Source organism: Nonomuraea glycinis (genome assembly GCF_035920485.1).
Taxonomy (GTDB): Bacteria; Actinomycetota; Actinomycetes; order Streptosporangiales; family Streptosporangiaceae; genus Nonomuraea; species Nonomuraea glycinis.
This window is the reverse complement of sequence record NZ_CP109166.1, coordinates 6,020,279-6,041,107: the sequence shown is the minus strand read 5'-3', so window position 1 is coordinate 6,041,107 and position 20,829 is coordinate 6,020,279. Positions and strand designations below refer to the sequence as shown.

Genomic DNA, 20,829 nt, shown 5'->3' with positions numbered 1-20,829 from the left:
AATGGTACGCACGTTCCTGGTCAGAGGTCTGCTCGTGGGGCTGCTGGCCGGACTGATCGCGGGCACATTCGCCTTCGCCTTCGGGGAGCCGCGGGTCGATGCGGCGATCGCCCTGGAGGAGGCCGCGGCCCAGGCCGAGGCGCCGGAGCCCGCCGCCGAGGAGGCCGGGCACAGCCACGGCGAGGAGGCCGAGGTCAGCAGGCCGGCGCAGAGAGCCGGGCTCTTCCTCGCCACCGGGCTGTACGGGCTGGCCGTCGGCGGCGTGTTCGCGCTCGTGTTCGCGGGCCTGCGAGGACGGGTGGGACCGCGTTCCGACGGGCTGCTGGCGCTCGCCGCGGCCGGAACGGCCTTCGTCGCGGTCATCCTCGTTCCCTTCGTGAAGTATCCGGCCAACCCGCCTGCGGTGGGTGACCCCGACACGATCAACAGCCGCACGGTGCTCTACCTCGTGATGATCCTCGTCGGGCTGGCGGCGACGGCGATCGCGGTGGCCACCGCCCGCCGTGTCACCGCGGATCCGTGGGCCCGCTGGGTGGCGGCGGTCATCGCCTTTCTCGTCCCCGTGGGTGCGGCCTGGGCGCTGTTGCCGACGGTCGACGAAGTGGCCGACGGCTTCCCCGCCACGCTGCTCTGGGAGTTCAGGCTCGCCTCGATCGGCACCCAGCTCGTCTTCTGGGCGGCTTTCGGCGTGCTGTTCGGCTGGGTGAGCGAGCGGGCGGCACGGCGTACGAGCGACGTTCCGTTGAGCGCCACCGCGCCGAGCTGAGCGGGGTGCTGTTCGTCCGGCAGGCCACGACGCCCGGCATGCGCGCCGCCCGCTTTCCGGCCGACGACGACGACGCCGACGCGGCGGATCTGGCCAGAGCCGCCGCGCTCGGCCCGGCGGTCGCCGGGGCGGTGGCGTGGGCCGCTCCTGCCCTCGCGGCACGGCAGACCGCCACCGCCCTCGGACTGGACGCGCGGGTCGTCCCGACGCTCGCGGAGGCGGACTGCGGCCGGTGGCGTGGCCTGCCGTACGAGCGAGTCGCGCGCGAGGAGCCGGATGCCCTGGCGAGCTGGCTGTCCGACCCGCACGCGGCTCCGCACGGCGGCGAGAGCCGGGCCGCACTCGCGATCAGGGTGGCGGCCTGGCTCGACTCCGTCCGGGAGGAACCCGGCGGGGTCGTCGTGTGCGACGCCGGCGCCATCCGGGCGGGACTCGGGCACGCCCTGGGACTGGATCCGCTGGGTGCCGGGCGCATCGATCTGGCTCCTCTGTCCACCACTGAGCTGGCCGTCACGCGGGAGGGCTGGCGGGTGACCCATGTCAACCGGAAGGTTCTGTTTTGATCGTCACCTACCCGTTCAGCGCCGTCGTCGGGCTTGCTGACCTGAAGCTGGCGCTGGTTCTCAACGCGGTCTCGCCCCGGGTGGGCGGGGTGCTCGTACGCGGTGAGAAGGGCACCGCGAAGTCCACGATCGTGCGCGCGCTGGCGGCCCAGTTGCCCGCTGTGGACGTGGTGCCCGGCTGCCGGTTCGCCTGCGATCCGGGTGCGCCCGACCCCGAATGCCCGGACGGACCCCACGAGCACGGCGCCGGGGGCGTGAGTCGCCCGGCCGTGCTGGTGGAGCTGCCGGTGGGGGCGTCGGAGGACCGTCTGGCCGGCTCGCTCGACGTGGAACGGGCGCTGACGGAGGGCGTGAAGGCGTTCGAGCCGGGCCTGCTGGCGGCCGCGCATCGTGGCGTGCTGTACGTCGACGAGGTGAACCTGCTGCACGATCACCTCGTCGATCTCCTCCTCGACGCGGCGGCCCTGGGCAGGTGCTATGTGGAGCGCGAGTCGGTCTCGGTCCGGCACGCCGCCAGGTTCCTGCTGGTCGGCACCATGAACCCGGAGGAGGGCGAGCTGCGTCCGCAGCTCCTGGACAGGTTCGGGCTGACGGTCGAGGTGAGGGCGTCCCGCGACCCGGACGAACGCGTGGAGGTCATCCGCAGGCGGCTGGCCTTCGACGCCGACGCGGAAGCGTTCGCGGCACGGTGGGCTGAGGAGGAGTCGGCGCTGGCGGACCGGATCGCGGGCGCGCGGGCCCGGGTGCCGGGCGTGCGACTGCCGGACGCCCGGCTGAGGCAGATCGCGACGGTGTGCGCGGCGTTCGAGGTCGACGGGCTGCGGGCCGACCTGGTCACGGCGAACGCCGCCGTCGCCCACGCCGCCTGGCAGGGGCGGGACACGGTGACCACCGAGGACGTGCGGGCGGCGGCCCGCCTGTCGCTGCCGCACCGGCGGCGGCGCGACCCGTTCGACGCGCCGGGGCTGGACGAGGCCCTGCTCGACGAGTTGCTGGAGCGTACGTCGCAGGATGACGGGCCCGGCGACGGCGGCCCTGACGGCGAAGGCCCCGCCGGGCCGCCGTCGGACGGGAGCGAAGGGCCACCGTCGGGTGGGAGCGAAGGGCCGCCGTCGGACGGGGGCGAAGGGCCGTCGGACGGGGGCGAGGGACCGCTCTCGGGGAGCCCCGAGGACGCCGGGCGCGCACCGGAGCCACCCGCCGGCGACGGGCGGCCGGACAGCAGCTTCCCGGACCCGGGGGACGAGGGTGCGGGAGGGACGACGCCCGGCATCGGCGGACGGGTGGCCGGCGTAGGGGCTCCGCACCGGGTGCCGCTGCTGGAGGTGCCGGGGCTCGGCGAGGGGGCGGCCGGCCGGCGGTCGCGCTCACGGACCCGGCACGGCCGGGGCGCCGGCGCCCGCCGACCTTCCGGTCAGGTGCGCGACCTGCACGTGACGGCGACGATGCTGGCCGCGGCTCCGCACCAGCGCGGGCGCGGGCGCACCGGTCCCGGGCTGGTGCTGCGTGCGGACGATCTGCGCGAAGTGGTGCGCGAAGGCAGGGAGGGCAACCTCGTGCTGTTCGTGGTGGACGCGAGCGGCTCGATGGCGGCGCGCAAGCGGATGAGCGCGGTCAAGACGGCCGTGCTGAGCCTGCTGCTGGACGCCTACCAGCGTCGCGACAAGGTCGGCCTGATCACGTTCCGGGGTGCGGGCGCGGAGGTGGCGCTTCCCCCGACCTCGTCGGTGGAGGCGGGCGCGGCGCGGTTGCGTTCGCTGCCGACCGGCGGGCGCACCCCGCTGGCGGCGGGTCTGATGCGCGCGGCGGACGTGTTGCGCGTGGAGCGGCTACGTGACCCGGCCAGGCGTCCGCTGCTGGTGCTGGTGACCGACGGGCGCGTCACGGCCGGCGGGGACGTGGACCGGGCGGCCTCCCTGCTGAAGGGCACGGCCTGCGTGGTGGTGGACTGCGAGAGCGGGCCGGTCCGGCTCGGTCTGGCGGTCAGGCTGGCGTCCCGGTTGCGGGCGCGGCTCGTCTCCCTCGACGCGCTGGCCGATCTGGGCGGCCTCGTTCGTGACTACAGGAAGGCGGTCTGACCATGCCGCAGGGAAAGCCTTCGGTCGTCCCCGACGACGGTCTCACCACCCGGCAGCGGCGTACCAGGCCGCTGCTGATCGTCCACACCGGCCCCGGCAAGGGCAAGTCGACGGCCGCCTTCGGGATGGCGTTGCGGGCCTGGAACCAGGGCTGGCCGGTCGGGGTGTTCCAGTTCGTGAAGTCGGCCAAGTGGCGCATCGGCGAGGAGCGGGCCCTCAAGGTGCTCGGCGACAGCGGCGAGGGCGGCTCGGTGACCTGGCACAAGATGGGCGAGGGCTGGTCATGGATCCAGCGGCCCGGCTCCGAGGAGGATCACGCGGCCGACGCCCGGGAGGGCTGGGAGCAGATCAAGCGCGATCTCGCGGCCGAGACGTACCGCTTCTACGTGCTGGACGAGTTCACGTACCCGCTGAAGTGGGGCTGGCTGGACCTGGACGACGTGCTGGAGACGCTCACCGGCAGGCCGGGCGGCCAGCACGTGGTGGTCACCGGCAGGGACGCCCCCGGCCGGCTGATCGAGGTCGCCGATCTGGTGACGGAGATGGGCAAGGTACGCCACCCCATGGACACCGGGCAGAAGGGCCAGAAGGGTATCGAGTGGTAGTCCCTCGGCTGGTCATCGCCGCGCCGTCGTCGGGCAGCGGCAAGACCACGGTGGCCACCGGGCTGATGGCGGCGCTGCGGGCCCGCGGGCTCAAGGTCTCGCCGCACAAAGTGGGGCCCGACTACATCGATCCCGGCTATCACGCGCTGGCCACCGGGCGTCCTGGCCGCAACCTGGATCCGTGGCTGGTGGGCGAGGAGCGCATCGTGCCGCTGTTCCTGCACGGGGCGGCGGGATGCGACGTGGCGGTGGTCGAGGGGGTGATGGGGCTGTTCGACGGCCGGGGTGACACGGACTTCGCCTCGACCGCGCACGTCGCCAGGCTGCTGGACGCTCCGGTGGTCCTGGTCGTGGACGCGGCCCGGCAGAGCCGTTCGGTGGCGGCCGTGGTGCATGGATTCGCCACGTTCGACCCTCGGGTGCGCGTCGCCGGCGTGGTGCTGAATCAGGTGGGCTCCGACCGGCACGAAGAGCTGTGCCGGGCCGCGCTCGCGTCGGCAGGGGTGCCGGTGCTGGGCGCGATCCGCCGTGACGACGCCGTCTCGACGCCGTCCAGGCATCTGGGGCTGGTGCCCGCCGCCGAGCGCGAGGCGGAGGCGGTGGCGGCGGTGGACCGGCTGGGCGCGCTGGTGGCCCGCTCGTGCGACCTCGACGCGCTGGTACGGCTGGCGCGATCGGCCCCACCTCTGGACGCGGCGCCCTGGGTTCCGGAGCCGGGTGCCGCCGGGGCCGGGCCGGTGGCGGCCGTGGCGGGCGGAGCGGCGTTCACCTTCGGCTACGCCGAACATGTGGAACTGCTGCGCGCGGCCGGCGCCGACATCGCGGTGTTCGACCCGTTGCGTGACGAGAAGCTGCCTGACGGGACCGCGGCGCTGGTCGTCGGCGGCGGGTTCCCCGAGGTGTACGCGGCCGAACTGGCCGCCAACGAGCCGTTGCGCGAGCAGGTGGCGGCCTTCGGCGGGCCGATCGCGGCCGAGTGCGCCGGGCTGCTCTACCTGTGCGAGGAGCTGGACGGGCAACGCATGTGCGGGCGGGTGCCGGGGCGGGCGCGGATGACGCCCCGGCTGACGCTCGGCTACCGGGACGTGGTCGCACTCAGGCGTTCGCCGCTGACGAGGGCGGGCGAGCGCTTCCGCGGCCACGAGTTCCACCGCACGGTCATCGACCTCGCGGGCGATCCGCTGTTCCGCTGGGAGGGCGGCGCCGACGGGTTCGGCGACGCCCTCGTGACCGCGTCCTACCTGCACCTGCACTGGGCCGGAGCACCCGGCCTGGCTCAGCGGCTCGTGTCGTCCTCCAGGTCACCCTCGGTCTTGAGGTAGACCTCCCGCAGGCCGCGCAGGAGGTCCGGGTCGGGGTGCTCCCACATGCCGCGCTCGGCGGCCTCGAGCAGCCGCTCGGCGATGCCGTGCAGCGCCCACGGGTTCGACTCGGCCATGAACGCCTGGTTCTCCGGGTCCAGCACGTACGTCTCGGTGAGCTTGTCGTACATCCAGTCGGCCATCACGCCGGCGGTGGCGTCGTAGCCGAACAGGTAGTCGACGGTCGCGGCCAGCTCGAAGGCGCCCTTGTAGCCGTGCCGCCGCATCGCGGCCAGCCATCGGGGGTTGACGACCCTGGCGCGGAAGATGCGCGAGGTCTCCTCCGACAGGGTGCGGGTGCGTACCGCGTCGGGGCGGGTGCTGTCGCCCACGTACGCGGCGGGGGCCTTGCCGGTGAGCGCGCGGACGGTGGCGATCATGCCGCCGTGGTACTGGAAGTAGTCGTCGGAGTCGGCGATGTCGTGCTCGCGGGTGTCGACGTTCTTGGCGGCCACGGCGATCCGGCGGTAGGCGTCCTCCATCTGCGGGCGGGCGGCGACGCCGTCGAGGTCGCGGCCGTAGGCGAAGCCGCCCCACGCCGCGTACACCTCGGCCAGGTCGGCGTCGTCGCGCCAGTTACGGCTGTCGATGAGCGGCAGCAGCCCCGCCCCGTACGCGCCGGGCGCCGAGCCGAAGATGCGCATCGTGGCCTGCCGCTCGTCGCCACCGCTCTGGCGGGCGTGGGCGCGCACGTAGTTGTCCTCGTCCGGCTCGTCCAGCCGGGCGGCCAGGCGTACGGCGTCGTCGAGCAGGCCCACCACGTGCGGGAAGGCGTCGCGGAAGAAGCCGCTGATGCGGACCGTCACGTCGATCCTGGGGCGGCCGAGCTCGGCGAGCGGGATGGGCTCCAGGCTCGTGACCCGGCGCGACGCCTCGTCCCATTCGGGCCGGATGCCGAGAAGTGCCAGCACTTCGGCCACGTCGTCGCCTGCCGTGCGCATGGCGCTGGTGCCCCAGACGGACAGGCCCACCGAGCGCGGCCATTCTCCCGTGTCGGCGTGATAGCGCTCCAGCAGCGAGTCCGCCATCGCCTGACCAGTCTCCCAGGCCAGCCGGCTGGGGACCGCGCGGGGGTCGACGGAGTAGAAGTTGCGGCCGGTCGGCAGCACGTTGATGAGGCCGCGCATGGGGGAGCCGCTCGGGCCGGCGGGAACGTACCCGCCGTCGAGGGCGTGCAGGAGGTGGTCGAGTTCGTCGGTGGTACGGGCCAGGCGCGGCACCACCTCCGTGGCGGCGAACGTCAGGATGCGGGTGACGAGGTCCAGCCGCTCGGCGGGCACCGCGCGGGCGACCTCCGGCGCGGCGTCCGGCGCCCAGCCGCGCTCCTCCATCCCCTCGACCAGGGCGCGGGCGACGGCCTCGGCCCGGTCCACGTCGCCCAGCGCGGCCGTGCCGTCCTCGGCCAGCCCGAGCGCCTCGCGCAGGCCGGGCAGCGTCTCCCGGCCTGACCACATCTGCCGGGCCCGCAGCATGGCCAGCACCAGGTCCACCCGTACCTGGCCGGTCGGCGCCTGTCCGAGCACGTGCAGGCCGTCGCGGATCTGGGCGTCCTTCACCTCGCACAGCCAGCCGTCCACGTGCAGGATGAAGTCGTCGAACTCGCTGTCGTGCGGCCGGTCGTCCAGCCCGAGGTCGTGGTCGAGCCGGGCGGCCTGGATCAGCGTCCAGATCTGCGCCCGGATGGCGGGCAGCTTGGCCGGGTCCATGGCGGCGATGGTGGCGTGCTCGTCGAGGAGCTGTTCCAGCCGGGCGATGTCGCCGTAGGTGTCGGCGCGGGCCATCGGCGGCACCATGTGGTCGACCAGCACGGCGTGCGCCCGCCGCTTGGCCTGGGTGCCCTCGCCCGGGTCGTTGACCAGGAACGGGTAGATCAGCGGCAGGTCGCCGATGGCGGCGTCGGTGCCGCAGGCGGCGGACATGCCGGCCGACTTGCCCGGCAGCCATTCCAGGTTGCCGTGCTTGCCCACGTGCACCATCGCGTGGGCGCCGAACTCGGCCGACAGCCAGCGGTAGGCGGCCAGGTAGTGGTGGCTCGGGGGCAGGTCGGGGTCGTGGTAGATGGCGATCGGGTTCTCGCCGAATCCGCGCGGCGGCTGCACCATCACCACCAGGTTCCCGGCGCGCAGCGCGGCCAGCACGATGTCGCCGTCGTGCACGAACAGCTCACCCGGCGGTGGCCCCCAGTGCCGTTCCATCCCGGCGCGCAGCTCCTCGGGCAGCGTCCGGTACCAGCGCTCGTAGGACGCGGCGGAGATGCGTACCGGGTTGCCCGCGAGGTGCTCCTCGGTCAGCCAGTCCTGGTCCTGGCCGCCGGCGGCGATGAGCGCGTGGATGAGCGCGTCGCCGTCCTGCTCGGCCACGCCGGGGAAGCCGTCGCCCAGGTCGTAGCCCGCCTCGGCGAGCCGGGCCAGCAGCCGCACGGTGCTGGCCGGGGTGTCCAGCCCGACGGCGTTGCCCACCCGGGAGTGCTTGGTGGGGTACGCCGACAGCATCACGACCAGGCGGCGTTCGGCGGGCGGGGTGTGCCGCAGCAGGCCGTGCCGTACGGCGATGCCCGCCACCCGGGCGGCCCGCTCGGCGTCGGCGGCGTAGACGGTGAGCCCGTCCCGGTCCACCTCCTTGAACGAGAACGGCACCGTGATGATCCGCCCGTCGAACTCGGGGATCGCCACCTGCGAGGCCGCGTCCAGCGGCGAGAGCCCGTCGTCGTTCTCCTCCCACGCCTGCTTCGAGGTGGTCAGGCAGAGTCCCTGCAGGATCGGCACGTCCAGCGCGGCGAGCGCGCCGACGTCCCAGGCTTCGTCGTCACCGCCGGCTCCCGCCGTGGCCGGCCGGGAGCCGCCCGCCGCGAGCACGGTCACCACGAGCGCGTCGGCCGCGCCCAGCGTGTCGAGCAGCTCGGGCTCCGCCGTGCGCAGCGAGGAGCAGAAGACCGGCAGCGCCTGCCCGCCCGCCTCCTCGATGGCCGCGCAGAGCGTCTCGACGAACGCGGTGTTGCCGGCCATGTGATGCGCGCGGTAGTACAGCACGCCCACCACCGGCCCGCTCCGGGAGCCGGTCACGCGCTCCAGCCGTCCCCAGGAGGGCGCCGGTGCGGGCGGCGCGAACCCGTGCCCCGTCAGCAGGACGGTGTCCGACAGGAACGCGTGCAGTTCGGCCAGGTTCGCCGGTCCGCCATGGGCCAGGTAGGCGTGTGCTTCGGCGCAGACGCCGCCGGTGACCGTGGACAGCTCCATCAGCTCGGCGTCCGGGGCCTGCTCCCCGCCCAGGACCACGACCGGGCGCGGCTGCGCCAGCAGCGCGTCCAGGCCCTCTTCCCAGGCCCTGCGGCCGCCCAGCAGGCGGACGACGACCAGATCGACGCCTTCGAGCAGGTCCGGCAGGTCTTCGGCGGCCAGCCTGGCGGGATTGCCCCATCGGTAGGCCGCGCCGCCGGCCCGGGCGCTCAACAGGTCTGTGTCGGAGGTCGAGAGCAGCAGAACGGTATGGCTGTCGCCAGGCACGGCGCATCCTCCCTCGGGGTCCTCGCCCCGGTCGCGGGTGTCGCGACGGCAGGAGTCTCCTGGCTCCCGGATCAGCGCTCACCCCGGCCTTCCCACCCGTCGCCGGGTCGTGGCCTGTAGTGGGGTTCGCTCCCCGGTCACAGTGGCGGGACCGCGCCGGTTTCGCACCGGCTTCCTCCCTTTGCCATCGCCTACCCTGGAGCCTACGGCAGGAGCCACCCTTGTCAGAAGTGGCGTTACCATCCTCTTCGTGTCCATAGCCGACTTTTCCGGACGGGTGCGCCCTGACGCCTGTCCGGGAGCGCTACAGGTGCACGAGGCCGCAGACGGCCCGCTGGCCCGGGTCCGCCTGCCCGGCGGCGCCGTCACCGCTCCTCAGCTCCGCGAGATCGCGGCCTGCGCGGACGAGCTCGGCTCAGGGGTGATCGAGCTCACCTCGCGAGCGAACGTACAGGTGCGTGGTCTGCGCTCGGCATCCGCCTTCGCCGAGCGGATCGCGTCCGCGGGCCTTCTCCCGTCCGCCGCCCACGAACGCGTCCGCAACATCGTCGGCTCACCCTTGAGCGGGCGGGGCTCCGGAGGGTCGCTCGACACGCAGCCGATGGTGGATGCCCTCGACCAGGCGCTGTGTTCACGCGCACGCCTCGCCGCGTTGCCGGGACGGTTCCTGTTCGCGCTGGACGACGGCACGGGAGACGCGATCGGGCTCGGCGCGGACGTCACCTTCGCCGCAGAGGGCTCACGACTCGGGCGGCTGCTGCTGGCGGGCTCGGACCTCGGGCTCGCCGCGCGCCCGGACACCGTGATCGACCTCATGATCGCCGCGGCTGAGGCGTTCCTCGACGAGCGAGCCTCGCACGCGGCGTGGCGCATCCACGAGCTGGAGAACGGCCCCCGGCGGATCGCCGCCCGTCTGAACGGCATGACAACCGAGTCGCCCGCTGCCCCTGCCATCTTGGCCGAGGCGAGCCGTCACGCCGACTTGCGCGATTCGCCCGTTATCAGGCGCGCCGGACGCATCGCCCAGCGGGACGGCCGCGTCGCGCTGGAAGCCCTGGTGCCGCTCGGCCGGTTGACGCCCGCCCAGGCTGTGGCGCTCGCGAACGCCGGAACCACTGTGCGGCTCACCCCCTGGCGGACCGCCGTCCTGCTGGACCTGTCCCCCGGGGAAGCGGATCGCGCGGCGAACACGCTCGAAGAGGCCGGACTCGTCGTCGACCCGGCCTCGCCATGGGCCGGCGTCACCGCCTGCACCGGCCGTCCCGGCTGCGCCAAGTCGCTGGCGGACGTCCAGGCCGACGCGCGGCGCTGGGTGAGCGGCCTCGACACCGCTCCGCGTACGCCCGTGCACTGGGCCGGTTGTGAGCGCCGGTGCGGACTCCCCCGCGGCCAGGTCGTCCAGATGATCGCCACCGAAGACGGCTACCAGGAAAGGCAGCAGTGACCGACTACATCCGCGACGGCGCCGAGATCTACCGGCGGTCGTTCGCGACCATTCGCGCCGAGACCGACCTCAGCGGCATGCCGCCGGAGGTCGCGCAGGTGGCGGTGCGGATGATCCACGCCTGCGGGATGACGGACCTGGTCGCCGACCTGGACTGGTCGCCCGCCGTGGTCGTCAGGGCCAGGCAGGCGCTGCGCCGTGGCGCGCCCGTGCTGTGCGACGCCATGATGGTCGCCTCGGGCGTGACCAGGCGCAGGCTGCCCGCCGCCAACGAGGTGCTGTGCACGCTCGGCGAGCCCGGGGTGCCCGAGTTGGCCGGACGGCTCGGCACCACCCGCAGCGCCGCCGCTCTCGAACTCTGGCGCGACCGCCTCGACGGCGCGGTGGTGGCGATCGGCAACGCGCCCACCGCCCTGTTCCGGCTGCTCGAACTGGTCGCGGAGGGCGCGGGCAGGCCCGCGGCGGTGCTCGGCATCCCCGTGGGGTTCATCGGCGCGGCCGAGTCCAAGCGAGCGCTGGCGGACAGCGACCTGGACTACCTGGTGGTGCACGGCCGCCGCGGCGGCAGTGCGATGACGGCGGCGGCGGTCAACGCCCTCGCGAGCGAGACGGAGTGAGCACGATGACAGGACGGCTGTACGGGGTCGGTCTCGGCCCCGGCGATCCGGAACTGGTCACGGTCAAGACCGCCAGGCTGATCGGCGAGGCGGACGTGATCGCCTACCACGCGGCCCGGCACGGACGTAGCATCGCCCGCTCGATCGCACTGCCGTACATGAAAGAAGGGCAGGTCGAGGAGCTCCTGCTCTACCCGCTGACCACGGAGACGACCGACCATCCCGGCGGCTACCAGGGCGCGCTCGACGACTTCTACGCCGACTGCGCCGAACGGCTGGCCGCGCACCTGGAGGCCGGCCGCACTGTGGTCGTGCTGGCGGAGGGCGACCCGCTGTTCTACGGCTCCTACATGCACATGCACAAGCGGCTCGCCCACCGCTACCCCACGGAGGTGGTGCCCGGGGTCACCTCCGTCAGCGCCGCCTCCGCCGTGCTCGGCCGGCCCCTGGTGGAGCGGGACGAGGTGCTCACCGTGCTGCCCGGCACACTGCCCGCCGGTGAACTGGCCGAGCGGCTGCGCGGCACCGACTCCGCCGCGGTGCTCAAGCTGGGCAGGACCTTCACGAAGGTCCGCGACGCCCTGGCCGAGGCCGGGCGTCTCGACGACGCCTGGTACGTCGAGCGCGCCACCATGGGCGCCGAGCGGGTCGCACCGCTCAAGGACGTCGACGCGGACGGCGTGCCGTACTTCTCGCTGGCTCTGCTGGCCAGCCCGGCCGAGCGGACCTTCGTTCCCGAGCCCGCGGCGACCGAGGGACGGGGCGAGGTGAGCGTGGTCGGCCTCGGCCCGGCCGGGCGGCCGTGGCTCACCCCGGAGGCGCAGGAGGCGCTGGCCGCGGCGACGGACCTGGTCGGCTACGGCCCGTACGTGGACCGGGTGGCGCCGAACCCGCGCCAGCGCCGCCACCGTACCGACAACCGGGTCGAGGCCGAGCGGGCCAGGCACGCGTTCGAGCTGGCCCGCGAGGGGGCGCGGGTGGCCGTGGTGTCCTCCGGTGACCCCGGCGTGTTCGCCATGGCCAGCGCGGTCCTCGAAGCGGCGGCCGACTTCCCCGATGTGCCGGTGCGGGTCGTCCCCGGGCTGACCGCCGCACAGGCGGTGGCCAGCAGGGTCGGCGCTCCCCTGGGCCACGACTACTGCGTGCTGTCGCTGTCCGACCTGCTCAAGCCGTGGGAGGTGGTGGCCGACCGGCTGTCGGCCGCCGCACGGGCGGATCTGGTGCTGGCGATCTACAACCCGGCCTCGCGCAGCCGTACCTGGCAGCTCGGCGCGGCCCGTGACCTGCTGCTGGAGCACCGCGACGCCGCCACTCCCGTGGTGATCGGCCGCAACGTCGGCGGCGAGCAGGAGAGCGTCACCGTCACCACGCTCGGCGCGTTCGATCCCTCCCAGGTCGACATGCGCTGTCTGCTGATCATCGGCTCCTCGACGACCCGGGTCACGGACCGGGGCGTCGTCTACACACCCCGGCGCTACCCCTGAGCCCAGGCGGCCGCCACGGCCACGGAGTCCACCGCCCGGACGCCCGGCGGCGGTGGCGGCCGGTCCACCATGATCACCGGCAGCCCCAGCTCGCGCGCCGCCAGGAGCTTGGCGACCGTCATCTCACCGCCGCTGTCCTTGGTGACCAGCACGTCCAGCCGATGCTCCAGGATGAGGGACCGCTCTCCCTCGACCGTGTACGGGCCGCGGTCGAGCAGCACCTGCACGTTGGCGGGGACGGGCGCGTCGGGCGGGTCGACCGACCTGGCCAGCAGCCACACTCCGGACAGTCCGGTGAAGACCGGCAGGCTCCGGCGGCCGGTCGTGAGGAACACCCGCTCCACAGGCATGTCGGCCAGCCGGGCGGCCGCCTCCTCCAGGGAGGCAACGCGCCGCCAGGCGTCGTCCGGGCTCTCCCGCCAGCCCGGTCTGCGCAGGATGAGAAGTGGCACGCCGGTCCGTGCCGAAGCCTCGGCCGCGGAGGCCGTCATCCGGGCCGCGAACGGGTGCGTGGCGTCCACCACGGCGTCGATCCGCTCGGCGGTCAGCCAGGCGGCCAGCCCGTCCGGCCCGCCGAACCCGCCTTCCCGCACCTCACCCACCGGCAGGCGGGGATTGGTCACCCGCCCGGCCAGTGACGACACCACATGCGTGCCCCCTCCGGCCAGCTCGCCGGCCAGCTCGGCCGCCAGGGCCCGCGCCTCGGCGGTGCCGCCCAGGATCAGGACCCGGCGCACGGCCGTGCCCGTTCCGCGCTGTAGAGGTGGCTGTCGGGGAACTGCGTCGCCGAAAGCACCCGCCCGACGACGATCACCGCCGTGCGCCGGATGCCGGCCTCGTGGACCTGACCGGCGATGTCCGCCAAGGTCCCGCGCAGGATCACCTCATCGGCCCTGCTGGCCCGCGCGACCACCGCGACCGGGCAGCCGGGGCCGTAGGAGGGCAGCAGTTCGGCCACCACCGCGTCGATCCGCTGAACGGCCAGGTGCAGCACCATCGTCGCGCCACCGGCGCCGAGCGTCGCCAGATCCTCGCCCTCGGGCATCGGCGTGGCCCGCGCCGAGGTGCGGGTCAGGATGATCGTCTGGCCGACCCCGGGCACGGTCAGCTCCCTGCCGAGCGAGGCCGCCGCCGCCGCGAACGCCGGCACCCCGGGAACCACCTCGTACGGCATGCCGAGCGCGTCCAGCCGGCGCATCTGCTCGGCCACCGCACTGAACACCGACGGGTCGCCCGAGTGCAGCCGCGCCACGTCCAGGCCCTGGTCGTGGGCGGCGGCCAGCTCCGCGACGATCTCGTCGAGCGTCAGGTTCGCCGTGTCCACCAGCCTGGCGCCCGCGGGGCAGGAGGCCAGCAGCTCACGGGGCACCAGCGAGCCCGCGTACAGGCACACCGGCGAGGACTCCAGCCGCCGCAGCCCGCGCAGCGTGATCAGGTCGGCCGCGCCGGGGCCCGCTCCGATGAAGTAGACGGTCACGGCTGATCCTTCCTGGTGACCGACCAGACGGTCACCGGCATCGCGGCCCGCCATCCTGTGAACGAGCCGACGGGGGAGGCACGCTGAACGGCCAGGCGCACCAGATCGCCGCCGAGCCTGGCGTACCATCCGGCCACGACGGCCTCGGACTCCAGGGTGACGGCGTTGACCACGAGCCTGCCGCCGGGCCGCAGCGCCGCCCAGCACTTCTCCAGCAGTCCGGATGCTGTCGCGCCGCCGCCGACGAACACGGCGTCCGGTGCGGGAAGCCCGTCCAGGGCGGCGGGTGCCTTGCCCTCGACGACCCACAGCGACGGCACTCCGAGGGCATCGGCGTTGCGCCGGATCGCGGCGGCCCGATCGGCCCGGCTCTCGACCGCGACGGCCGCGCACGCCGGATGGCCGCGCATCCACTCGATGGCGATGCTGCCCGCCCCCGCGCCGACGTCCCACAGCAGTTCGCCGGGCACCGGTGCCAGCCGCGACAAGCTGACGGCGCGGACTTCGCGCTTGGTGAGCTGGCCGTCGTGCTCGAAGGCCGTGTCAGGAAGGCCGGGGACGCGGGCCAGCGGCTCGGTGCCCGGCTCGGCGACGCACTCGATCGCGATCACGTTCAGGGATGAGGGCGCGGACGCGTCCCACGCGTCCGCCGTGCCCCGCAGCTCTGACTCCGACGCCGCGCCCAGGTCCGACAGCACCGTCATCGGGCTGGGGCCGTACCCTCGCCCGACCAGCAGCCCCGCCACCAGGGACGGCGAGTCGCGCCCCGCGCCGAGCACGACGATCCGCCGTCCCGGCAGCAGGGCGGCGTTCAGAGCCGCCGGCGGACGGCCCACGAGGCTCACCACCTCCACCTGCTCGACCGGCCAGCCGAGCCGGGCGCACGCCAGCGACAGCGACGACAGGTGCGGCAGTACCCTGACCCGCGAGGCGCCCAGCAGCCGCACCAGGGTGGAGCCGATGCCGTAGAACATCGGATCGCCGCTGGCCAGCACGCACACATCGCGACCGGCGTACTTCTCCACCAGCGCGGGCAGCGCCGGGAGCAGCGGCGCCGGCCAGGCGACCCGTTCAGCGGTGGAAGCCGGCACGAGGCCGAGTTGCCGGATGCCGCCCATGAGGACCTCCGCCGTCTCCAGCGCACGGCGCGACTCGGCGGGCAGCCCGTCCCAGCCGTCCGCCCCGATGCCGACGACGGTGATCACACGACGCCCAGCACGTTCGTCACCCGGATCTCCACGACCACCCTGGACGGATTCGGACGTGACGGCCTGTAGCGGGCGGCGCAGCGGCGCTGGGCGTCGGCCACCAGCTCGGCCAGATCCACGGTCCTCCTCGGGTGGTGTGCGAGGGATATCGTATATCTCCTGCTCTGGCACACTCTTACGGGTGAAGCGGCTACTCGTCATCGGCATCGGCGCGGGCGATCCCGACCATCTCACCCTCCAGGCGGCCAAGGCCATCGCCCGTACGGACGTGTTCTTCCTCGTCGACAAGGGCGAGGTGAAGGATGAGCTGGTGCGGCTCCGGCAGGACCTGATCGCCGAACACGGCCGCCCGCCGTACCGGATCGCCGAGGCCCGCGACCCGGAACGCGACCGGAACGCCTCCACCTACACCGCCGCTGTCGAGGACTGGCGCTCGCGCAGAGCGCTGGCCTGCGAAGCGCTCATCAGCGAGGAGCTGGCCGACGGCGAGACAGGGGCGTTCCTGGTGTGGGGAGATCCGGGCGTGTACGACAGCACGCTGGCCATCGTCGAAGAGATTCTCCAGCGCGGCAACGTCACGTTCGCGTACGAGGTGATCCCCGGCATCAGCAGCGTGGCCGCACTGACCGCCCGCCACCGCACCAGCCTCACCCAGGTCGGGCGGCCCGTTCACCTCACCACGGGGCGCCGTCTGGCCGAGGAGGGCGCCACCGCCGACGACGTGGTCGTCATGCTGGACGCCCACTGCTCCTTCGCCGGCCTGGACGACTTCCACATCTACTGGGGCGCTTATCTGGGCACGCCCGACGAGATCCTGGTCTCCGGGGAGGTCGCCGAGGTCGGCGACCGCATCCGCGAGCTCCGCGCCGAAGCGCGCGCCCGCAAGGGGTGGATCATGGACACCTACCTGCTGCGCCGGACTCCTCGCGCCGATCGTTGAATCGCCTGCGGGCGGGCCGGTGCCGCCAGGCGTGGACGTTCCCGCTCGACCAGCGGCCGAGCAGTTCGGCGTCGTGGCTGATGGCCGGCACGCCGGCGCCGGTGCGCTCGCGGCAGGCCTCGATGCGGGCCACCAGACGGGCCTGGGTGGAGGCGTCGAGCATGGTGGTCATCTCGTCGCAGATGAGGTAGCGGGGTTCGAGTGCCAGGGCACGGGCGGGCCACGCAGGCGCGCTGGAGCTGGCCGTCGGACACCTCGTGCGGGCCAGGCCAGGCCGAGCGTCTCCCCGGGCATGGCAGTCAGGGATACGCGGTCCAGGACCGGGTGGCGGCCGAAGGCGAGGGTGACGGCGGTGGATTCAAGCACTGAGCGGATGTCGCCATCGCTGTCGGCATGCCACCCGAGACACGAGCTAGTTGCGGGACTATGGTTATTGCGAGATATATGCAAGTACGAGATTTCGAGGAGATAGCTCATGGGGCAGTACACCCTCCCGGACATGCCGTACGACTACGCGGCGCTGGAGCCGGCGATCACCGGCGAGATCCTGGAGCTGCACCACGCCAAGCACCACGCCGCCTACGTCAAGGGCGCCAACGACACCCTTGACCGCCTGGCCGAGGCACGCGACAAGGGCGAGTTCGGCGGCCTGGTCGGGCTGGAGAAGACCTACGCGTTCAACCTGTCCGGGCACGTCCTGCACACGATCTTCTGGCAGAACCTCTCCCCCGACGGCGGCGACCGCCCCGACGGCGAGCTGGGCGACGCCATCACCGAGCACTTCGGCTCCTTCGACGCCTTCAAGAAGCAGCTCACCACCGCCACCGCCACCGTGCAGGGCTCGGGCTGGGGCGTGCTCGCGTGGGAGCCGCTCGGCCGCCGCCTGGTGGTCGAGCAGGTCTACGACCACCACGGCAACGTCGGCATGAACACCGCCCCACTCCTCGTGTTCGACGCCTGGGAGCACGCCTACTACCTGCAGTACCGCAACGTGCGCCCGGACTACGTCGAGAAGCTCTGGGGCCTGATCAACTGGAACGACGTCATCGCCCGCTACGACGCCGCCCGCGGCGTCTAGCCACCATGCCGGCGACGCCCGCCCGGCCACAGCTTGGTCCGCAGGGCCGAGCGGGCGCCGCTCTCTCCGAGATCCGGCTCATCCCGGCGAGCGAAGTGAACGGCCTGCTGGACACCGTGACGGAGGTGGCGGGACAGGTCTTCACCCTTCCGCCCTGGGCCGAGCCGAGGGAGTCGGCCGGCGCCGTCGCCGAACGGCTCGCCGCCGACACGCACCGGCGGGGATTCACGTTCGCCGCGGCGTTTCACGGTGATCAGGTGCATGGGTTCGCCTATGGTGTGCGCTGCTCCAGACTCGCCCTGCTGGCCTCCCGGCTGCCGCGAGAGGACCTCACCCTCCGAGAGCTGGCGGTCCTGCCCTCGATGCGGGGACAGGGGCTCGGGGCACGTCTGCACGACGCGTTGCTGTCGGCCGCCCCGGGAGCGCCATGGTGGCTGACCACGCATCCGCGCGCGGGCGCGGCGCTCGGGCTGTACCGCCGCAGGGGTTGGCGCGTGGCGGCGCTGCTGGCCGCCGAGGACAGGGTCAGATTGATCATGCTGAAGCAGCCGCTCATCGGCAAGGACAGCAACCGGTAGAGCCCTGAGAGGTCGCCCCGCCGGGGCCACTGCCCCGCGTCATCGGCAGGCTCGCGGCGTGGGTCGACACCGCCCGCTCCCTGCATCCGGACGCGTGCTGACCAGTGTCGGTCTGATGTGCGGCCCACAAGTGCAACTTGCTTGCATTTGCGATATATGAGCAAAATGTGGTGTTTCTTCACGATCACCCGACCGCTCACCTTCGGAGACTCACCGCATGAGCCGCCCGTCCCGTTCCGCCTCGACCATCACGAAGAAGCTGCTCGTCCTGACCTCGGCCCTGACGCTGACCGCCTGCTCCCAAGCCCCCGCCACCCAGGAGGGCACGCAGACGGCAGCCGCGCCGCAGACCGGTTTCCCCGTCACCGTCGAGAACTGCGGGCGCGAGCTCACCTTCGACAGGCCGCCGTCCAAGGCCGTCACCGGTTACCACCCGTCTCTGGAGACGCTGCTCGCCCTCGGCCTGAGCGATCGGATCGCGGGGCGCACCTTCTTCGGCGAGAGCGCGTTCCTACCGGGGCAGAAGGAGCAGTACGACAAGATCCCGCAGATCTCCGAGACGATCATGCTGCCGCAGAAGGAGGTCATGCTCGCCCAGGGCGCGGACTTCGTCCTGGACAACGCGATGGCCGGCTTCGACACCGCCGGCGGCTACGCCGGCGTGGCGGAGCTGGACGCGGCCGGCTCTCCGGTCTACATCCTGGGCGGCTGGTGCAGCCCCGAGGAGACGCTCCAGTACACCCTGGACAAGACCTTCACCGACCTGCGGAATCTTGGCAAGATCTTCGGCGTCTCCGAGCGCGCCGAGAAGCTGGTCGGCGAGTTGCAGGGCAGCCTGGCCGACGCCAAGAAGCGGGTCGAGGGCCGTACCCCGGTCAAGGTGCTGGCCACGGACGGCGGCAAGGGCCCGGTCAACGCCTACGGCGGTTCGGGCATCACCAACCAGATGATCACGGCAGCGGGCGGCGTGAACGTGCTGGCCGACGTCAAGGGCGACTACACCGAGGTCAGCGTCGAGGAGGTCAGCGCCGCCCAGCCCGAGGCGGTTCTGGTCAGCGACTACGCGACGCTGCGCGGTGCGGACATGCCGAGCTCGCCGGCCAAGGCCGAAGAGGCGTTCGCCATCGCGAAGAACAGCCCGGCCGCCAAGGAGAAGCGCTACCTGGCCCTGCCCGTGGCGGCCCAGCACCCCGGCTACCGCAACATCCTGGCCATCACGGACATCGCCGCATTCCTGCACCCGGACGCCTTCACGCGATGACCAGTGAAATCCAGCAGGACGTGACGACCACGTCGACGGTGAACCGGCGCGGCCGGTTCGGGATGCTCGTCGTGGTGCTGGTCGTGGCCATGGTCGCCTCGACCTGGCTGGCGGTGAGCATCGGCGCGGTGCCCGTCGCCCTGCCCCAGGCATGGGGCATCGTCGCCGACGGCATCGTGCCCGGCCTGGTGCCGCGCACCTGGACGCCGGTGCAGGAGCAGATCGTGTGGGAGTTCCGGCTGCCACGCGCGCTGCTCGCGTTGCTCGTCGGGGCCGGGCTGGCGGTGGTCGGGGCGGTGCTCCAGGCGCTGGTACGCAATCCGCTGGCCGACCCGTTCCTGCTCGGCATCTCCTCCGGAGCCTCGTTCGGGGCGGTGACGGTGTTCATCCTGGGCGTCTCGGCGCTCGGCGGGCTGTCGATGTCGGCCGCCGCCTTCGCCGGGTCGCTGCTCGCGCTCGCCCTGGTGTACGCGCTGGCGCAGCGGTCCGGGCGGCTCACCCCCTCGCGGCTCGTGCTGGCCGGGGTGGCGCTGGCGTACCTGTTCCAGGCCGCCTACAGCTTCGTCCTCCAGGCGGCGCAGAGCGGGCGGGCCGCCCAGCAGGTGCTGTTCTGGCTCATGGGCAGCCTCGGCGGGGCCCGCTGGCACCTGCTGCCGCTGCCGGCCGTCGTCCTCGCCGCCGGGGTGACGTACCTGCTGCTGCAGCACCGGCCGCTGAACGCGATCGCCGCCGGGGAGGAGACGGCCGTCTCACTCGGCGTGAACGTCAACCGCTTCCGCCTGACCTTGTTCGTGCTGACCTCGCTGCTGGTCGGCGTGCTGGTGGCCACCAGCGGCGCGATCGCGTTCGTCGGCCTGATCGTGCCGCACGCCGCCCGGTTGCTCGTCGGCGCCGACCACCGCCGGGTGCTGCCCGTCACCGCCCTGCTCGGCGCCGTCTTCCTGCAACTGGTGGACATCGCCGCGCGCACCGTCAACGCCCCGCAGGAGCTGGCGCTCAGCATCGTCACCGCCCTGTTCGGCGTGCCGTTCTTCCTCTGGCTGCTGCGCCGCCGTTCGGTGGACCGGGCGGTGAGCGTCCAGTGACGCTCGACCTGCGAGGCGTGTCCGTCAAGCTGGACGGCCACCAGATCGTGCACGAGGCCGGCCTGCTGGTGGACGACGGCGAGGTCGTCGGCCTGGTCGGGCCGAACGGCTGCGGCAAGTCCACGCTGCTGCGCAGCATCTACCGGGCGCTGCGCCCGTCCGCCGGGCTCATCGCGGTGGACGGCGACGACGTGCACCGGATGCCCGCCCGCGAGGCCGCCAGGCGCACTGCCGTCGTCGCCCAGGAAACCCCCGCCGACCTGGACTTCACCGTGTCCGAGATCGTACGGATGGGCCGTACTCCGTACAAGACGGACACCTCCGCCGACGAGAAGCTGTGCGTCGGCGCGCTGGAGCGGGTCGGCCTGGCCGACCGCACCGAAAGGATCTTCGCCACCCTGTCCGGCGGCGAGAAACAACGCGTCCTGCTCGCCCGCGCCCTCGCCCAGCAGACCCGCCTGCTCCTGCTCGACGAGCCCACCTCCCACCTGGACGTCCGCCACCAGCTCGAACTGCTGCACCTGGTGCGCGAGCTCGGCATCGCCACCCTGGCCGTCCTGCACGACCTCAACCAGGCCGCCGCCTTCTGCGACCGCCTCTACGTCATGGACGCCGGCCGCATCGTCGCCGGTGGCCCGCCCGACCACGTCCTCACCCCCGAACTGATCTCCCAGGTGTACGGCGTGCGCGCCGTCCACCGCACCCAGCTCGTCTTCGAACGGCTCAAGGAGGAGCAGTGATCCCCCGGCTGTTGGCCCTGCCGCCGTCCATCCGATGGCGC

General features: G+C 73.1%; 20 protein-coding genes and 1 riboswitch. Of the genes, 14 read left to right on the top strand and 6 right to left on the bottom strand.

Annotated features, from left to right (window positions below; translation table 11 throughout):
• The first annotated feature begins 1 nt into the window (after position 1).
• Genes OHA68_RS28275 through OHA68_RS28255 form a run of 5 tightly spaced genes read left to right on the top strand, consistent with a single transcriptional unit; the run spans position 2 to position 5,334 of the window.
• Positions 2–766, top strand: a complete 765-nt coding sequence (locus OHA68_RS28275) for a CbtA family protein (RefSeq protein ID WP_327102977.1) — start codon at positions 2–4, stop codon at positions 764–766.
• Between the two features lie 5 nt (positions 767–771).
• Positions 772–1,329, top strand: coding sequence for a histidine phosphatase family protein (locus tag OHA68_RS28270; RefSeq protein WP_327102976.1), 558 nt, complete (start codon positions 772–774; stop codon positions 1,327–1,329).
• Positions 1,326–3,407, top strand: a complete 2,082-nt coding sequence (locus tag OHA68_RS28265) for a magnesium chelatase subunit D family protein (protein WP_327102975.1) — start codon at positions 1,326–1,328, stop codon at positions 3,405–3,407. The genes OHA68_RS28270 and OHA68_RS28265 overlap by 4 nt, the downstream gene beginning before the upstream one ends.
• 2 nt (positions 3,408–3,409) lie before the next feature.
• Positions 3,410–4,012: a cob(I)yrinic acid a,c-diamide adenosyltransferase gene (gene cobO, locus OHA68_RS28260; RefSeq protein ID WP_189139842.1), complete on the top strand. Its 603-nt coding sequence runs from the start codon at positions 3,410–3,412 to the stop codon at positions 4,010–4,012.
• Between the two features lie 8 nt (positions 4,013–4,020).
• Entirely contained in the window at positions 4,021–5,334 is a 1,314-nt protein-coding gene (locus OHA68_RS28255) for a cobyrinate a,c-diamide synthase (protein WP_189139896.1), read from the top strand.
• Here the strand turns inward: OHA68_RS28255 and cobN are convergent.
• Positions 5,289–8,876, bottom strand: a complete 3,588-nt coding sequence (gene cobN / locus OHA68_RS28250; RefSeq protein ID WP_327102974.1) for a cobaltochelatase subunit CobN — start codon at positions 8,874–8,876, stop codon at positions 5,289–5,291. The genes OHA68_RS28255 and cobN overlap by 46 nt on opposite strands.
• Before the next feature lie 53 nt (positions 8,877–8,929).
• Positions 8,930–9,053: riboswitch (cobalamin riboswitch) on the bottom strand.
• Between cobN and cobG the strand changes: the two genes are divergently transcribed.
• The 3 genes from cobG (at position 9,019) to OHA68_RS28235 (ending at position 12,421) form a co-directional block, all read left to right on the top strand.
• On the top strand, positions 9,019–10,320 hold the full coding sequence (gene cobG / locus OHA68_RS28245) for a precorrin-3B synthase (protein WP_456094113.1): 1,302 nt from the start codon (positions 9,019–9,021) through the stop codon (positions 10,318–10,320). It overlaps the preceding riboswitch by 35 nt.
• Positions 10,317–10,937: a precorrin-8X methylmutase gene (locus tag OHA68_RS28240; protein ID WP_189139841.1), complete on the top strand. Its 621-nt coding sequence runs from the start codon at positions 10,317–10,319 to the stop codon at positions 10,935–10,937. Before cobG ends, OHA68_RS28240 begins: the two co-directional genes overlap by 4 nt.
• A gap of 5 nt (positions 10,938–10,942) precedes the next feature.
• On the top strand, positions 10,943–12,421 hold the full coding sequence (locus OHA68_RS28235) for a precorrin-2 C(20)-methyltransferase (RefSeq protein WP_327102972.1): 1,479 nt from the start codon (positions 10,943–10,945) through the stop codon (positions 12,419–12,421).
• Here OHA68_RS28235 and OHA68_RS28230 read toward each other — a convergent pair.
• From OHA68_RS28230 to OHA68_RS28215, 4 genes are read right to left on the bottom strand one after another with little or no spacing between them, the layout of a single operon-like run.
• Positions 12,412–13,158, bottom strand: a complete 747-nt coding sequence (locus tag OHA68_RS28230; RefSeq protein ID WP_327102971.1) for a cobalt-precorrin-6A reductase — start codon at positions 13,156–13,158, stop codon at positions 12,412–12,414. The genes OHA68_RS28235 and OHA68_RS28230 overlap by 10 nt on opposite strands.
• Positions 13,143–13,898: a precorrin-4 C(11)-methyltransferase gene (gene cobM, locus OHA68_RS28225; protein ID WP_189139838.1), complete on the bottom strand. Its 756-nt coding sequence runs from the start codon at positions 13,896–13,898 to the stop codon at positions 13,143–13,145. The genes OHA68_RS28230 and cobM overlap by 16 nt, the downstream gene beginning before the upstream one ends.
• A complete protein-coding gene (gene cbiE, locus OHA68_RS28220) occupies positions 13,895–15,103 on the bottom strand; it encodes a precorrin-6y C5,15-methyltransferase (decarboxylating) subunit CbiE (protein ID WP_327102970.1) in 1,209 nt (402 codons plus the stop codon). Before cbiE ends, cobM begins: the two co-directional genes overlap by 4 nt.
• Complete coding sequence (locus OHA68_RS28215; protein WP_327102969.1) at positions 15,100–15,225, bottom strand: hypothetical protein; 126 nt, start codon at positions 15,223–15,225, stop codon at positions 15,100–15,102. The genes cbiE and OHA68_RS28215 overlap by 4 nt, the downstream gene beginning before the upstream one ends.
• 62 nt (positions 15,226–15,287) lie before the next feature.
• Here OHA68_RS28215 and cobF point away from each other — a divergent pair, with 62 nt between their 5' ends.
• Positions 15,288–16,046, top strand: a complete 759-nt coding sequence (cobF, locus tag OHA68_RS28210) for a precorrin-6A synthase (deacetylating) (RefSeq protein ID WP_327102968.1) — start codon at positions 15,288–15,290, stop codon at positions 16,044–16,046.
• On the opposite strand, the gene OHA68_RS28205 is transcribed toward cobF, so the two are convergent.
• Entirely contained in the window at positions 16,000–16,218 is a 219-nt protein-coding gene (locus OHA68_RS28205) for a hypothetical protein (RefSeq protein ID WP_327102967.1), read from the bottom strand. The genes cobF and OHA68_RS28205 overlap by 47 nt on opposite strands.
• Before the next feature lie 303 nt (positions 16,219–16,521).
• Here OHA68_RS28205 and OHA68_RS28200 point away from each other — a divergent pair, with 303 nt between their 5' ends.
• From OHA68_RS28200 to OHA68_RS28180, 5 genes are all read left to right on the top strand, one after another.
• On the top strand, positions 16,522–17,124 hold the full coding sequence (locus OHA68_RS28200) for a superoxide dismutase (protein WP_327102966.1): 603 nt from the start codon (positions 16,522–16,524) through the stop codon (positions 17,122–17,124).
• A 5-nt stretch (positions 17,125–17,129) separates the two neighbouring features.
• Positions 17,130–17,702, top strand: coding sequence for a GNAT family N-acetyltransferase (locus tag OHA68_RS28195; protein WP_327102965.1), 573 nt, complete (start codon positions 17,130–17,132; stop codon positions 17,700–17,702).
• Positions 17,703–17,919: 217 nt separating this feature from the next.
• The gene (locus tag OHA68_RS28190; protein ID WP_327102964.1) at positions 17,920–18,963 is read left to right on the top strand and encodes an ABC transporter substrate-binding protein; all 1,044 of its coding nucleotides are present in this window, start codon (positions 17,920–17,922) and stop codon (positions 18,961–18,963) included.
• Positions 18,960–20,048: a FecCD family ABC transporter permease gene (locus OHA68_RS28185; RefSeq protein WP_189139832.1), complete on the top strand. Its 1,089-nt coding sequence runs from the start codon at positions 18,960–18,962 to the stop codon at positions 20,046–20,048. Before OHA68_RS28190 ends, OHA68_RS28185 begins: the two co-directional genes overlap by 4 nt.
• Entirely contained in the window at positions 20,045–20,788 is a 744-nt protein-coding gene (locus OHA68_RS28180; RefSeq protein WP_327102963.1) for an ABC transporter ATP-binding protein, read from the top strand. Before OHA68_RS28185 ends, OHA68_RS28180 begins: the two co-directional genes overlap by 4 nt.
• The last annotated feature ends 41 nt before the right edge of the window (positions 20,789–20,829 follow it).

Excerpts from the sequence above, each read along its gene's own strand:
- OHA68_RS28275 (WP_327102977.1), top strand. The coding sequence starts at position 2 with ATGGTACGCACGTTCCTGGTCAGAGGTCTGCTCGTGGGGCTGCTGGCC.
- cobO (WP_189139842.1), top strand. The coding sequence starts at position 3,410 with ATGCCGCAGGGAAAGCCTTCGGTCGTCCCCGACGACGGTCTCACCACC.
- OHA68_RS28235 (WP_327102972.1), top strand. The coding sequence starts at position 10,943 with ATGACAGGACGGCTGTACGGGGTCGGTCTCGGCCCCGGCGATCCGGAA.
- OHA68_RS28205 (WP_327102967.1), bottom strand. The coding sequence starts at position 16,218 with ATGACCACCATGCTCGACGCCTCCACCCAGGCCCGTCTGGTGGCCCGC.
- OHA68_RS28200 (WP_327102966.1), top strand. The coding sequence starts at position 16,522 with ATGGGGCAGTACACCCTCCCGGACATGCCGTACGACTACGCGGCGCTG.
- OHA68_RS28195 (WP_327102965.1), top strand. The coding sequence starts at position 17,130 with ATGCCGGCGACGCCCGCCCGGCCACAGCTTGGTCCGCAGGGCCGAGCG.
- OHA68_RS28190 (WP_327102964.1), top strand. The coding sequence starts at position 17,920 with ATGAGCCGCCCGTCCCGTTCCGCCTCGACCATCACGAAGAAGCTGCTC.
- OHA68_RS28185 (WP_189139832.1), top strand. The coding sequence starts at position 18,960 with ATGACCAGTGAAATCCAGCAGGACGTGACGACCACGTCGACGGTGAAC.